The sequence below is a fragment of the Bartonella sp. MM73XJBT genome (genome assembly GCF_028618465.1).
Lineage (GTDB): Bacteria > Pseudomonadota > Alphaproteobacteria > Rhizobiales > Rhizobiaceae > Bartonella.
The window spans coordinates 1-14,627 of sequence record NZ_JAQISY010000007.1 but is presented as its reverse complement, the minus strand read 5'-3'; the positions used below and the strand labels follow the sequence as shown (position 1 = coordinate 14,627).

Here is a 14,627-nt window from a genome sequence, read left to right as displayed (position 1 = left end):
CAACACTCTATTTTCTAGAAATTCTCTAAAATTCTTGCTACTAGCAATGATAAAGAATAGCAATTAATCTGCATCGATATCTTTTACAACCCAGAAACTGCCATGTTTTTGTCCCCGAGAGCTAAGAGAGAATGTAAAAGGCTGTGCAAGGCTGTTAGCAAGGCACTCAACATCTCTACAGAGGGTTGCTGAACTATGACTTTTTCGCAATTGTGCCTGTAATGTAAACGCATTTTGCTGATTTTGCATGACAGTAGATACAATCCTTCCCCAAATGGATAAACTCCAATCTGCTGTACGCAGCAATGATTCTGTTATCTTTATCGTACCATCTGAAAAGATGGTTTGAATATTCCAAAGATCAAAAGCTGTTGAAAGGGTATCCTGATTTATTAAAAGAAATTGTTCATTTTTTGAAAGCTTTGTTTGTAAATCATTTAAATCATATCCTAATAGTCGACCGGAAAACATACTCAGTGCTAATTCACCTTGCATTTTCGCAAAAATTTCTGACCAAGAACGAGCGAGCGTTCGTACCATTACGGTAAAATTCGTTTTGCTCTGTGCAAATGGGACAATCCCTAAAACCTCTGAAACAGTCTGCATATCAATGGAAGTTCCTGTCGCACGTCCTTCAAGTCGCATTTTTTCATCAGCTGGTGCAATTTCAATATTGCTTTGCAGTAATCCACCAAAAATATTCGCATGACCAAGATCAAACATACCATGCCCATTTCTTATTTGTATCGTAGCAGCCAAATTCGTAAGCACAATATTGCCTATTTTTGCTTGCGGTGCAGAAAGCCGTATATCCACCCCAATATGATCAAAAATTTCCCTATTAAGGAGCAGATTCTTCTTGTTAATGGGCAAAAATGCTGATCCCAAGAGGTTAAAATCGAGGTTATCAAATGCTAAAGATCCCATTATAATTGGTACATAGTCCTGAAACTCAACTTCTAAAGCTCCACGCGCATTTGCTGTTCCTATGGTAAATGTAACATTATCCATTTGGATGTGCCTTGGTTGTGCTAAAAAATCAGATTCCCATATGATAGGCGCTCTTAACTTATATCCCCAAAACTGATTGCCCCCAATCCAAGATAACGTCTGACTCCACCCCGGAGAACGCATTAGTATTTTCCCGTCAAAAATATAATATTCAGACAATCGTGCCTGTCCTATAAAGGTTGTACCACCACGCACAGAATTGAGACTTGCCTTAACTTGACTTTTCCCTCCTGCTAAAAGCAGCAACGCTTGATCGGCATCAATGGATAACTTTGTCAATTCTCCACGCCAACGAGCATCTGCACGAAACCGCGCTTCTTTGGTCAATTCTGGCCAATCTAAAGTCGCATTTAATCCTGTTATTTTTTCTGCTATATTAGAGATACTATCATGATATACGAGCACACCATTCTCAATAGAAATCCGCCCAAAAGGCTGGTTTAAAAGACGATCTATATCTGGATGATCCGGATTATGCTTCAATATTTCACGCGCATTGCGTATTGCCAATCCTAATGCACCTTGTGATCGTGAAAATCTCTCAAAAAAATCCGCGACTGTTGTAATAGGTTTTTCCATAACAAACTGAGGGTGTACAATGCGCGTTTCCGAAAAAGAAATATGCCCTCGCAGCAGATCTATCAAAGAAAGATCAACTTCTATGGATTCAGCTTCCATCAACGGTACAACATGATTCATTTTTGCTGTTAAAGTAACACCGGAAAGATATGCTTTAGGATAGGGAAAAAGATTCAACCGCGGTGGATCACGCAATTGCACATTATAGCCTGTCCATGCACTTAACTCTTGTGCTAAACGAATACGAATCATATCTGTAGACACAAGATAAGGTAAAATGAGAATACCAACTCCAAATACAAAAGTAATTGTAATAAAAATCCCGCTCAAAAATTTTATTATTCTGGCGCGCACAATATTCCTCTACAATTTTACCCCAGTAACAAATTAAAAAATAACCTAAATGATTGTAAAAAAATTCTTATAATCTTAAACTTTGCTCTATCTCATTTAGTAACTTCATTATTCTTGTTCTTATCCAAAGTTTATTCAAACAGCAATGTTGCTGCTTTTTTACAAAGTAATTATTTTAAGATCTTCTAAAAACTATAGAATCTATATAAAACTATCGAACCATTCTTATAGCTCTTATATGAATATTGCATAAAACTCTATTGTATTGTCAGCAAATGCTTTACACAAAAATAAACAGCCCTATCGAAAGGATCTCTCTCATGAATCATATTATTGACGGAAAAAAGCTCGCTGAAGAGATTATTGTAAAAGTTAAGGCTGAAACAACAAAACTCCGTAATCACTGTAATGTACAACCTGGTATTGCCGTTATCATTGTCGGAGACGACCCTGCAAGTCAAGTATATGTCACATCAAAAAGCAAAAAAGCCGAAGAGTGTGGTTTTTTTTCAACCAAACATATGCTTTCCAAAGAAACGCAAGAACAAGAACTCCTCCAACTGATTGCAACATTAAATTCTGACCCTAAAATTCATGGCATTTTGGTGCAACTTCCTTTGCCCTCACACATCAATACGGACCGCATAACACAAGCTGTTGCTTTCCAAAAAGACGTTGATGGTTTTCATTATATCAATATAGGAAAATTGGCAGCCAATGCTCTTGAGGATGCTATCATCCCCTGCACACCAGCTGGCGCCATGATGATGATTGAAAAACAATGTGGACAAGACTTATCTGGTCTTGATGCTGTTGTCGTTGGTCGTTCTAACATTGTCGGAAAACCTATGGCTGCCCTTTTAACAGCAGCCAATGCCACTGTAACAATAGCCCACAGCCGTACCCGTGACCTTGATGATGTGTGTCGTAGCGCTGATATTTTAGTAGCAGCTATAGGGCGCCCACAAATGATTAAAAAAGACTGGATTAAAAAAGGTGCTGTTGTAATTGATGTCGGCATTAACCGCATTACAGCTCCAGAAAAAGGTGTAGGGAAAACGCGTCTTGTTGGTGATGTCGATTTTGAAGAAATAAAAGAAAAAGCAGCCGCAATTACCCCAGTTCCAGGAGGGGTTGGACCTATGACAATCGCTATGCTGATGGTTAATACGCTTAAAGCAGCTGCTCGAGCACACAATTTGCCCGTACCAAAATTTTAAATATTGATTGTATGCATATCGCTGTCATTTTTTTCGTACTTTATTCATGTCATAAGAACAGAGGCCCCTTGATCCGCACGATTAACAGACTGACGAAAAACATGAAAAAGCTCACGCCCAAAACCGTATTTATTCTTTGAAAGATCAGGAGCTACAATTGCGCGCGCGTTAAATTTTGATAAATCTTCCAAAAGAGTTAGCTTCCCCACATGCGCATCGAGACAAACAATATCACCATCTTGCAAACGTGCAAGAGGACCATTATCCAAAGCTTCTGGTGTGACATGAATTGCAGCAGGAATTTTTCCTGATGCACCTGACATACGACCGTCCGTTACTAGTGCTACCTTTTGCCCTTGATCTTGTAAAACACTTAAAATTGTTGTTAATTTATGAAGCTCTGGCATACCATTGGCTTTTGGTCCTTGATAACGTATAATAGCGATGAAATCTTTATCATTCAATGACCCAGATTTAAAAGCCTTTTGCAATTCCTCTTGATCATTAAAGACAAGAACAGGAGCTTCAATAAGCCAATGTTCAGATTTAACAGATGAAACTTTCATAATAGCTGTCCCTAAATTTCCTGACAAAACACGAATACCGCCCTCAGGCTGAAACGGCTTTCTCCACCCTGTTAATATTTTATGATTAGCACTTTCATTCATAGCAGGCTCACGTACTATACGACTATCGGCATAAAACTTTACTTCAATTGCATAAGAATTCAGACCTGTACCAAAAACTGTGCAAATATCTTCATGCACCAAACCCGCTTCAATGAGCTCGCGAATGACAAATCCCATACCACCAGCTGCGTGAAAATGATTGATATCAGCTAAACCATTGGGGTAAATCCGTGCTAAAAGAGGAACAACTGACGAAATTTCTGCAATATCATGCCATGTCAATCGAATACCGCAAGCAGCAGCCATGGCAATTAAATGAATCGCATGATTGGTAGATCCTCCCGTTGCATTTAAACCTACAATAGCATTCACGAAAGAGCGCTCATCTACTATCATACCAAGTGGACTGTAATCATTGCCAAGAGCTGTCATTTCAAGTACACGCTTTGTTGCTTCCTTTGTTAAAGCATCACGCAATGGTGTATTCGCATTAATGAAAGCGCTACCTGGCATCTGTAGCCCCATCATCTCCAATATCATCTGATTTGAATTAGCAGTCCCGTAAAATGTACAGGTTCCTGGTCCATGGTAAGAACGTGCTTCTGATTCCAATAATGTTTGACGATCCACCTTATTTTCCGCGTAAAGCTGGCGTATTCTCGCTTTTTCATTATTGCCTTGACCACTTGTCATGGGACCAGCAGACACAAAAATTCCTGGTAAGTGACCAAATGTTAGCGCACCAATCATTAAACCAGGTATAATTTTATCACAAACCCCAAGATACAGTGCAGCATCAAACATATTGTGTGATAAGCTTATAGCAGTGGCCATTGCAATCACATCTCGTGAAAAAAGAGAAAGTTCCATCCCCGCATTCCCTTGTGTTACACCGTCACACATCGCGGGAACACCACCTGCGACTTGTGCGACACCACCCACTCTGCGGGCAGCCTCTTTAATTAAGCGAGGAAAAGACTCAAAAGGTTGATGTGCTGAAAGTATATCATTATATGCGGTAATAATACCAATATTCCCAGCAACATTACGCTTCAAACGTTCTTTATCTATTGAACCACAAGCAGCAAAACCATGCGCCTGATTGGCGCAGCCTAAAAAACTTCGCTTAGGATGATTGGTCTGTGCACTCGCAATACAATCTAAATAAATTTCTCGCGTTGGTAGAGAACGTTCATAAATCCTTCGTGTAACCTCAGCAATTGTCTTGGAAAGTGCCATGTTTTTCCCCCTCTTTACTTACAGATCTCATCATGGGTGAGAGAGACCACGTATCATCTACATCTGTTTCATCTATTCACTTCGCTTATTTCATTTTCATCGGGAGACCAATAAACCTGAACAAGATGATGGGCATTGCGTAAAACCGCGCGAACAGGCATTTCCATTTCATATCCATCTTGGCAAACCGCTTCAAAACAATTGCGTTTCTGAAGACCTTCAAAATGGAGAATAATGCAACGAGATTGAATGATAACTGGCAAAGTGAGCGAGAGTCTTGGCTCAATAGCACTTTTTGCATGAAGTGGTAAAACGAGTGCTCGTGTTTGAAGATCAAGAGCTTGCTTTAGACGATCCGAATCAGGAAAAAAAGAAGCCGTATGTCCATCATTCCCCATTCCTAAAACAATAACATCAAAGGGCTGAGGCAAAGTATTGATACGACTAGCTGCCGAAAAAGCAGCAAGCTCAACGGTGCGGGCCTTATGATAAAGCCCTACAAAATGCGCTTTAGCTGCAAAATTTTGTAATAAATGATGCCGTACCATATGTTCATTGGAACGCTCATGATGAGCAGGGACAAAACGTTCATCGACCAAAGTGATAATAATATTTTGCCAATCAATATCAGCTTTTGATAAATAATGAAAAAATAGTTTTGGTGTTTTTCCACCAGAAACTGCTAAAATTGCGCGCTTACGTTCCAGAACCGCTACACTCAATTCTGCTGCAACATGATCAGCTAACGCTAAAGCAAGGGTCGTTGGTGTTTCAAAATTTAAGCGGTCAATATTTATTCCATGCATAGTGATTGCTCTAAACCAAATTATTCCATATCCGTCCATCCCGTTCCATCAAAAGTGCCGAAGCAGACGGTCCCCATGAACCAGCACTATATCCATGAATAGGCTGTTTTCTTACCCTCCACCCCTCAAGAATAGGGTCAATCCAACGCCACGAAGCTTCAATTTCATCACGACGCATAAAGAGTGTTTGATCTCCACGAATAACATCCATCAATAAGCGCTCATAAGCATCAGGATTACGCTGAGAAAATGCAGACGCAAAACTCATGTCCAATGGAATATGACAAAACCGCATACCACCAGGACCTGGATCCTTAATCATCAACCATTGCTTTACGCCTTCATCAGGCTGGAGACGAACAACAAGCCGATTAGAAAAAATCTCACCCGAATCTACATTAAAAATATTATGGGGGATGGATTTGAAAATAACAACGATTTCAGACATCCGCGTAGACATACGCTTACCGGTTCGTAAATAAAAAGGTGTATCTGCCCAACGCCAATTATTAATTTTAACTTTAAGTGCTACAAATGTTTCGCTCTCGCTGGCTTTTTTCCCTAGATCGTCAAGATAAGATCCCACAGGATCACCCTTCAAGACACCAGAAAGATACTGCCCACGTACAGTATGGTGCTCTACATTATGAACATCAAGAGGTGTTAAAGAATGTAAAACTTTCAGTTTTTCATCACGCACAGCATTTGCTCTATTGGTAAATGGTACTTCCATGGCCACTAAACAAAGCAATTGCAGCATATGGTTTTGCACCATGTCACGTAATGCACCTGCACTTTCATAATATTCCGCACGCCCCTCTAACCCTAAAGATTCAGCAACCGTGATCTGAACATGATCGACATAATTGGAATTCCATAACGGTTCATAAAGTGTATTAACAAATCGCAATGCCATCAAATTCTGAACAGTTTCCTTGCCAAGATAATGATCAATACGAAAAATTTGATCTTCATGAAATACTTTTGCGAATATATCATTGAGTTCAATTGCTGTTTTTTCATCACTGCCAATAGGTTTTTCAATGATAATCCGTGTTTGCTGTGTCACCAAACTTTTTTGCCCTAATCGCACCACAATATCACGAAAAAGTGACGATCCAACGGCTAAATAAAAAGCCCGAATATCCGCTGAACCTTTTGACAGTAATAAAGCCAGATCTCGCCATCCTTGGTTTGAGGTAACATCAATAGAAACATAACTTAAGCGCGCAAAAAAACGGGTAAGTTCAATTTGATTGAGATCTTTTTGATGAACATGTTTTTCTAAAGAAGTGCGAACAAAATTCTGGTACTCTTCATTGCTCCATGGAGAACGTGCAATCCCAATAATGCGCGTTGGCTCACTGAATTGCCCAACACACTGACAATGATAAAGAGCAGGGATGAGTTTGCGTGATGCTAAATCGCCATTACCACCAAAAACAATACAATCAAAGGGAGAGACTGGAATAATTTTACTCACCATGAATTTGTCTATTTTCCCATTCAATTATAAAAGCTGAAACAATTTAGAGAGGCTCCCACCATTAAAGCAGATAGATCTTAAACAAGCCATTAATTTTCTTCATTGTAAAGGGTATTTCATTAAAAATGATCTAATAAGGAAAACCAATGCATTGCAAAAAATACCAACGGATAACGCAAAATTTTCCCACCTGGAAAAGACGAAATCTTTAAGTCTTGAAAAGAGGCAAAACGCTCACGTTTTCCAGTCAGCCACTCAGCATACAATTTCCCTATAAAAGGAGCAAGTATAACACCATGACCTGAATAACCACCACAATAAGTAATTCTTGAGAAAAGTTGTCGAACATAAGGCATTCGTTCAACCGTGATGGCGACCGTTGCACCCCAATGATGGGTTAGATTAACAGAGTGTAGCTGAGGATAAATTTCAGTAATCTGGCGTTTTATACGTTTTTCTAAATTTGCAGGATATTGATTATCGTAGCTTTCTACTCCACCAAATAATAAGTGATTATCCACGCTTTTGCGAAAATAGCGAACCATAAAACGAGAATCATCAACCGATTCGCCCCCTTGAAGAATCGGGCTGTCTTTCTCTAACGGTTTTGTTGCTCCAATATAAGAGCGAAGAGAAAAAATCTTTTTCTCAACAAATCCTTGAAGTCCAAGTTTATACGCATTGGTCGCAAGTAAAACATGCTCCGCTCTTATATTTCCCCGTTTTGTTATCACCCTCCAATGGTTACCATTGCGTTCCACTCCTGTTGCTTGGGTTTTCTCATAAAGCTTAGCACCAACATTTTTCGCATTTTTTGCTAACCCAACAATAAGCTTTAAGGGATTAATATGACCCGTATCGGCATCATAAATACCACCATGATAAAAAGAGGAACCAAGCCGTTTTACTGTTTCATCCCTATCCATAAAAGTAAGACCGTAATAACCATAACGCTGCATCGTTTCTATATGCCGTTGATAAGATGCTCGTTCACGTTTTTTATGGGTAACAGAAAGCTGTCCTCGCATAAAATCGCATTGACAATTGGGCATTGCACACCAAGATAAGATATCTCTTTTGGCTTCTTCAGCTAAATCAAACAAAGCCTTGCTTCGCTCAAAACCATATTTTTTCTCTAGTGTTTCTACCCATTGCCGTTGCCCCGTTCCTAATTGCCCACCATTGCGCCCTGAAGCACCATCACCAAAACGCGAAGCTTCACACAAAACAACATGCACTCCAGACTTCGCTAAATGGTAAGCAGCCGAAAGTCCGGTAAATCCACCTCCAATAATAATCACATCACACTGTATATTTTCATTTAAAAACGGATAAGAGGGGCGTTCTTCTAAAGTGTCCTCATACCAAGAAATTCCTGGAGAAATCGGATTATAATCAATCATCGTGATAAACCTCAAACATTAAGCAAGAGATATTCGCGCTCCCACGGGCTAATCACTTCCATAAAAGTTTCAAATTCCTGTCGTTTGATTGCAGCATAAGTACTGACAAACACATCCCCTAAAATAGCACGTATCGCTCTATCTTGTTCAAATAAATTGACCGCTTCAATGAGACCACGCGGTAATTCAATGCTATCAGCATTCACATTACTTGTTGTTGGCTCATCGGGTTCAAGCTTTTGCTGTAGCCCAATGAGACCGCAAGCCAAAGAAGCCGCAAGCGCTAAATAAGGATTAGAATCTGACGAGGGAAGCCTATTTTCAACACGCCGTGCTTGAGGAGCAGAACGAGGTACACGAAATGCTGTGGTACGGTTATCATATCCCCATCGTAAATTAACCGGTGCTGAAATATCAGGCATAAGACGTCGATAGGAATTTACATAAGGAGCAAGCATTACAAGTGATCCTGCCATATGTCTTTGTAATCCACCAATAAAATGACGAAAACAAACACTTTCTTCACCATCCTTTTGTGTAAAAATGTTCATACCTGTCTTCTTATCAACAACGGATTGATGAATATGCATCGCAGAACCTGGCTGCCCTTGAATAGGCTTGGCCATAAAAGTAGCATACATATTATGCTTTAGTGCTGCTTCACGAATTGTTCGTTTAAACATAAAAACTTGATCGGCTAATTCGATGGGATCACCATGGCGTAAATTGATTTCAAATTGCCCTGCCCCTTCCTCATGAATGAGGGTATCAATCTCCAACCCTTGCGCTTCCGAAAAATGATAAATATCATCAATGAACTCATCAAATTCATTCACACCGGCAATCGAATACCCTTGTCCCCCACCAATTGAACGTCCAGAACGCCCAACTGGAGGAACTAAAGGATAATCAGGATCAGGATTTTTCTGTACTAAATAAAACTCAATTTCTGGTGAAACAACCGGCATTAGATCCATTTGTGTATAAAAATCAACGACTTTTCGCAAAACATTTCGTGGTGTGTAATCGACAACATGTCCATTTTGATACACAAGATCACAAATCACTTGTGCTGTGGGAGCATCTTCCCATGGTACAATGCTTAATGTAGACAAATCAGGCTCAAGGCGTAGATCACCATCAGTTTTGGGATATTCAAAACCATGACCATCTTCAGGATAATCTCCTGAGATTGTTGCGACAAAAACCGCTGAAGGTAATGCCAATGATGTTTCCGAGGTAAATTTTTTAGAAAGCATCATTTTGCCACGGGGTACCCCCGCTTGATCAGGGGTAATACATTCAATATCTTCTACATTACGGAAAGCTAGCCACTGCGAAACTTGCTGCCAATTGCTTACACCTCGTAATTTTTTAAGAAAACCAGAAACAGGCTTAGAGCCTTTTTTTTTCATTTGTTTACCATTTTTCACAACCATAACACACCAATTTTAAAAACAATCAAAGCCCGCTATTATGGTATCATTTCATGTTTAAGCGTTACTAAAAATCCTTATCAACTTAATTTTTAGAGAATATGCAACTCCCATCAAGGCAAAAGAGTCCTTGTTATTATTATAAGCTGCTTATCATATTAAACATAGTGAAAAATGACACTGCATGTGATACATCTGTGCTAACGTTCTGTTTATAAAAAACAAAAGTCCTAAAGCTATTCTGGCAAGCAATAACCATATAAAATCTTATAGTGGAAGATCAACGTAATTATGATAGCTCTACTTTTAATGTCCACAAAGAAGCGATACGCATCGCCACTTCTGCTTCCTAAATCTATACAACAAAATACCCAATCATAGCTTCTCATTAACTGCGCCTTACCGCAACTGCGATAAACGCTTGAGACAACGAGAAGCGCTCAGCATTCGTGGACAGCTGAACGAAAGGCGAATTTCCTATTCTGCTAACAAATCTAGCTTGATTGAGAACACCACCCTCCTCAATGATTTTCTTGCCCCTCTCCAAACGCTATACATATGACTTCTGACTTCTTATTTGCCCAGCTGAATCTTATTCAGCATTGACAATTTACCTCATCGGTACAAACTGACACAGTATATCAAGAAATACTTTTTTAGCTAATCATACATTATAAAGCTATAAATATTCTGATCATGAAAAACTCCGTTTAACAATTCAGCTTTTTTCAATCTTCCCTCAAGCTCAAAGCCACAGCGCTGTGCTACTGCGTTGCTTTTTTGGTTGTCTACTGAGCATGTTATGACAAATCTTTTTATTTCGCCAGATTTCAAATAAGACTGTATCAAGGCCTCCACAGACTTAGTGATAATCCCTTTTCCTTGAAGTTTTAAATCAAGCCAATAGCCGATATAAGCGGTCTTATTACCACTATCAATCCTATTGAAAGAAAGTAATCCCACTGGAACTTCATCAAACAAAATAGCATATGTTTTTCCATCATTCTTCTGATGTTGTAAAAAGCAAACGTCAAGAAAAATAGCTTCATCATATTCATTCGTAACATAACGTGGCCAAGCCATATATTGACTGAATTCCTTTCTATTACGATCTATAATATTAAAAAGTTCGGAAGCATATCTCGAGGACGCGGGTGCGAGTTGAATATTTTTATCCACACTAATAGCTTCCTCTCTATACAATAAATCTACTCGCCCAGCTGGTAAGGCATTTTCTGCAAGCCTAGCTGTTACGATTTCTTTTTTGTATAAAGCGTATACGGGAGGTTTAAAACGCGTCCATTCATGAGCAGTTTGTAAATCATAAGAACCGCAACCGCGAATAATAAACAACTGATCTTTGCCCAAACCATAATCTGCCTTGGGAAAAAGGCAGTCATTTTCAAAACAGTTAAAACCTACTAATATCTGACCATGTTTACCACAAGCGTTTTTTTTCTCTTCTAACGGCACAAGCGAATGATGCCAAACACGCACAGAAGGTATCCAGTTAATGCCAAGATTTGTCTGTATGATATCGACCTGATCGCGCTTTTTAATACTCACAGTTCTTCCTACAGCATAACCATGATCTTCGCTGATATACCTACCAAGCTCAAAAATCAATTTCCATCTAGCAGGTAAAGTGAGATCTTGTTCAGATAAAACATTAAAAATTTCTTGGAAAAACTCCCGTGGTTTTGTAGCCGTAACTCCAGCATCTGCTGAAAAGGAGTCTGCTGGAAATCCGCCCCCCATATCAAGATGCCCTCCCTTAGGCATATTTTTTAAAAGGAAGGGAAGCCAATCACGCAAGTTCTCAATAATTCGTGCCGAACTTTCCAGATTCGCATCTATATGAAGATGAAAGCCCTTAAGATAAACATTCTTGCAAGATTGCAGCAAGGGAACGATTTCTTCCTCAAATTCTTCCACTGTCACTCCAAAACGAGAACGCTGGCTATCTTTGTAAAAATGCGCCAATCTTAAGCCCAGACCCACTACGCGGTCAGTATCAGAAACCAGATCAATTATGGCCTTGAGTTCGTGCGGGCTGTCGACATGAATGAGTGCCTTTTCAGCAATCCCTTGAGAAAGATCTTTGAGAGATTTATAAGGTCCATCCAATACAATCCTATCGCCAGTAAAACCCGCCTTTAAAGCTAGCTGAAGCTCATCTGCCGTGCATACTTCTGCACTGAGTCCGTGCTCAGCGATTAGTCGCAACAACAAACCTAACGAGCATGACTTAACCGAAACAGCAATAACTGCGTCCAGAAAATATTGCTGACAAACCGCTTGCAGATGCAGAACCCGGTCCAGCGCAGAATCAACATCGAATATAAAAAATGGCTCGTCGCTATAAGGCTGGCGTTCACGCAGTCGTTTAGCTGCCATGATGATATTTTGAGCTACTATTTTTTGCGCCATAACTGTACGGTAACTCCCTGATAATCTCGTTGAGCATTAAGAGGAGCACGGATAGCAAGATATCGCTCATAAAATGCATCCTGTATATTTTCCTCAAGCGAACAAATGAACTTATTTTCAATTCTAATATATCTACGAAGATTGTCTTTAAGCTCATCATAGGACCGAGACGATAATTCATAATCTTTTTCTTGATCCAGTTCCAATCCTGCTTTGCCCAAAAAGTCATACCAATAATGCAGCGTCGAAGCAGGATCAGGTTTGAACCCTATGGCGCTATAAACGTCAATAATCATTTTATCGCTAAGCGCCCTTCTATAGTAAAAATTTGAAGTACAAAGAACACCCTCTACTTTCAAAACACGACTGACATCAGACAGCGCTTGTTCTCTTGCTTGAAGAAATGCAATTACATCCACCGAGTACATGAACGTTTCTGCATAAAAGCACCATCTGGAAACTCGTCACAAGCCCGCGATAGACCACGCAGTTATTAAAAATACGTATAATAACAATCATAAATACGAGAATAAAAAAAGCACTAACCTGACATGAAGAAATAAAAACTACTTATCCCGCCGCAAGTAACGGAGTGCAACCCAGCTGCACCCCATAGACTAAAAAAGATGCAAAAGACTTAATAACTGAAAAATCTATCTACTAAACTTTACCCGATGCAAATAAGATCTTAGCGAATATCTGCTTCTGTTTTTGGCAAGGCCGCTACCCATGCTATTTTATTACCACGCCACGCAAAGGCCGCTACAAATAACAAACCAAGCAGAACACTATAAAGGGCGAACACCCGGCGCCACATATGACATAAAAATATAAATAAATCAATATGTTATTTAAATAATTGTATATGCACTCCCATCAGAATCCATCCTTTTATGCATGATTCATTTGACCATTTTTTATATAAGATTGCCATGTATGAATAGACCATAAAAAGCAAATCATGATGTGAATATTATAACGCATGTGTGCATTCAAATGAAATGAAAAGCAGCTACCATTCATAACAGTTCATAAACTTTATGATGCGTTTTTATCATTCAAAAATCGCATGCGTTTAGAGAATGGTATGAGTTTTGCTCTTTTTTGAGCGAATCCTTAAAAGGAATAATCGTTTGAAACTATCATAAGCTTATGGGTTTAATTTAAAAGGTTGCATAAAAGGATTTAAAGACAAGATCACTTTTAAACGCTTTCTAAAAATTTAGAAAACGATAAAGAGGTATGTTATGTCTTATGAAACTGAAAGCCTTTATGAATAATATAACGCAAGCAAGCGAATAGCAAAATCGTTATAAAGTTTGAAAGGCTTTCTTTTAAAACTGGACAATCCAAATTTGGATTGAGCGATTTTAGCTTTCCTTTTTAGAGAAGCAAGAAAAATTCAAAACCATTGTAACATCATAAAAGCATAGGATTTTTCTAAATTTTGAGTCAAAAGTTACCCTGTTTAAAGAATGCTCTATTCTAAAAATAACGCCTCCAAATTTGGACTGGTTAATTTTTAAAGAAATTAGGTTTTAATGAAAAGTGAAAATACGCTTATAAGAACCTCTTTAAGGAAACGTTTAAACATTTGAAACTGATGTTTCTATAACAGCTATAAACTTAGTTATCATTTGCTCTTAAGAACGTTTCATTTACGAAAAACAAAGATCTAGATTTTACAGCAGAGCAAATCTTAAAAACCTTATATTCTAAAAAGCGTTTGTTTATTTGTCTTATGAAACGCTACTTTTAAAAAACAATGCACATAAATATAAAAAACGGGTTTTGTTATAGACATTCCTTTGACACGCATGTCTCTTGATTATTAATATAAAGCTACCAAACGTTTTGATTTTAGAATGTCAGTTATTTGAATTCACTCAGCTCTATTTTGAGCTTAGTATTTTAAAACGTTTTAAAGACGCATTTTGATCATGTGCTTTATTTCAGATAACGCCCTTTAAATATGAGAGCGTTTTATTGATACGTTTATAAAAATCAAAAGCATTTAGAGCCTCTTTTATTCAA

9 protein-coding genes are annotated in these 14,627 nt (G+C 38.7%); 1 reads left to right on the top strand and 8 read right to left on the bottom strand.

Annotated elements, in window-relative coordinates; translation table 11 throughout:
* Window positions 1-63 precede the first annotated feature (63 nt).
* Window positions 64-1,944, bottom strand: coding sequence for an AsmA family protein (locus PVV69_RS03715; RefSeq protein WP_273756496.1), 1,881 nt, complete (start codon window positions 1,942-1,944; stop codon window positions 64-66).
* Between the two features lie 320 nt (window positions 1,945-2,264).
* Here PVV69_RS03715 and folD point away from each other — a divergent pair, with 320 nt between their 5' ends.
* A complete protein-coding gene (gene folD / locus PVV69_RS03710; RefSeq protein WP_273756495.1) occupies window positions 2,265-3,164 on the top strand; it encodes a bifunctional methylenetetrahydrofolate dehydrogenase/methenyltetrahydrofolate cyclohydrolase FolD in 900 nt (299 codons plus the stop codon).
* 44 nt (window positions 3,165-3,208) lie between these two features.
* Here folD and edd read toward each other — a convergent pair whose 3' ends face one another.
* From edd to PVV69_RS03675, 7 genes are all read right to left on the bottom strand, one after another.
* Window positions 3,209-5,032, bottom strand: a complete 1,824-nt coding sequence (edd, locus tag PVV69_RS03705) for a phosphogluconate dehydratase (protein ID WP_273756494.1) — start codon at window positions 5,030-5,032, stop codon at window positions 3,209-3,211.
* 68 nt (window positions 5,033-5,100) lie between these two features.
* Window positions 5,101-5,838, bottom strand: coding sequence for a 6-phosphogluconolactonase (gene pgl / locus PVV69_RS03700; RefSeq protein WP_273721509.1), 738 nt, complete (start codon window positions 5,836-5,838; stop codon window positions 5,101-5,103).
* A 10-nt stretch (window positions 5,839-5,848) separates the two neighbouring features.
* Window positions 5,849-7,324 carry a glucose-6-phosphate dehydrogenase gene (gene zwf, locus PVV69_RS03695; RefSeq protein WP_273756493.1) on the bottom strand — a complete coding sequence of 492 codons (1,476 nt, stop codon included), beginning with the start codon at window positions 7,322-7,324 and terminating at the stop codon, window positions 5,849-5,851.
* A gap of 119 nt (window positions 7,325-7,443) precedes the next feature.
* Complete coding sequence (locus PVV69_RS03690) at window positions 7,444-8,727, bottom strand: FAD-binding oxidoreductase (protein ID WP_273756492.1); 1,284 nt, start codon at window positions 8,725-8,727, stop codon at window positions 7,444-7,446.
* An 11-nt stretch (window positions 8,728-8,738) separates the two neighbouring features.
* Complete coding sequence (locus PVV69_RS03685; protein ID WP_273754830.1) at window positions 8,739-10,166, bottom strand: glutamine synthetase family protein; 1,428 nt, start codon at window positions 10,164-10,166, stop codon at window positions 8,739-8,741.
* A gap of 657 nt (window positions 10,167-10,823) precedes the next feature.
* Window positions 10,824-12,593 carry a 50S ribosomal protein L7/L12-serine acetyltransferase gene (rimL, locus tag PVV69_RS03680; protein WP_273756491.1) on the bottom strand — a complete coding sequence of 590 codons (1,770 nt, stop codon included), beginning with the start codon at window positions 12,591-12,593 and terminating at the stop codon, window positions 10,824-10,826.
* Complete coding sequence (locus PVV69_RS03675) at window positions 12,578-13,021, bottom strand: hypothetical protein (protein WP_273756490.1); 444 nt, start codon at window positions 13,019-13,021, stop codon at window positions 12,578-12,580. The genes rimL and PVV69_RS03675 overlap by 16 nt, the downstream gene beginning before the upstream one ends.
* Window positions 13,022-14,627 lie beyond the last annotated feature (1,606 nt).

What these genes read in the sequence shown, in the direction of transcription:
- folD (WP_273756495.1), top strand. Translation starts at nt 2,265, where the DNA reads ATGAATCATATTATTGACGGAAAAAAGCTCGCTGAAGAGATTATTGTA.
- edd (WP_273756494.1), bottom strand. Translation starts at nt 5,032, where the DNA reads ATGGCACTTTCCAAGACAATTGCTGAGGTTACACGAAGGATTTATGAA.
- pgl (WP_273721509.1), bottom strand. Translation starts at nt 5,838, where the DNA reads ATGCATGGAATAAATATTGACCGCTTAAATTTTGAAACACCAACGACC.
- zwf (WP_273756493.1), bottom strand. Translation starts at nt 7,324, where the DNA reads ATGGTGAGTAAAATTATTCCAGTCTCTCCCTTTGATTGTATTGTTTTT.
- PVV69_RS03690 (WP_273756492.1), bottom strand. Translation starts at nt 8,727, where the DNA reads ATGATTGATTATAATCCGATTTCTCCAGGAATTTCTTGGTATGAGGAC.
- PVV69_RS03685 (WP_273754830.1), bottom strand. Translation starts at nt 10,166, where the DNA reads ATGGTTGTGAAAAATGGTAAACAAATGAAAAAAAAAGGCTCTAAGCCT.
- rimL (WP_273756491.1), bottom strand. Translation starts at nt 12,593, where the DNA reads ATGGCGCAAAAAATAGTAGCTCAAAATATCATCATGGCAGCTAAACGA.
- PVV69_RS03675 (WP_273756490.1), bottom strand. Translation starts at nt 13,021, where the DNA reads ATGTACTCGGTGGATGTAATTGCATTTCTTCAAGCAAGAGAACAAGCG.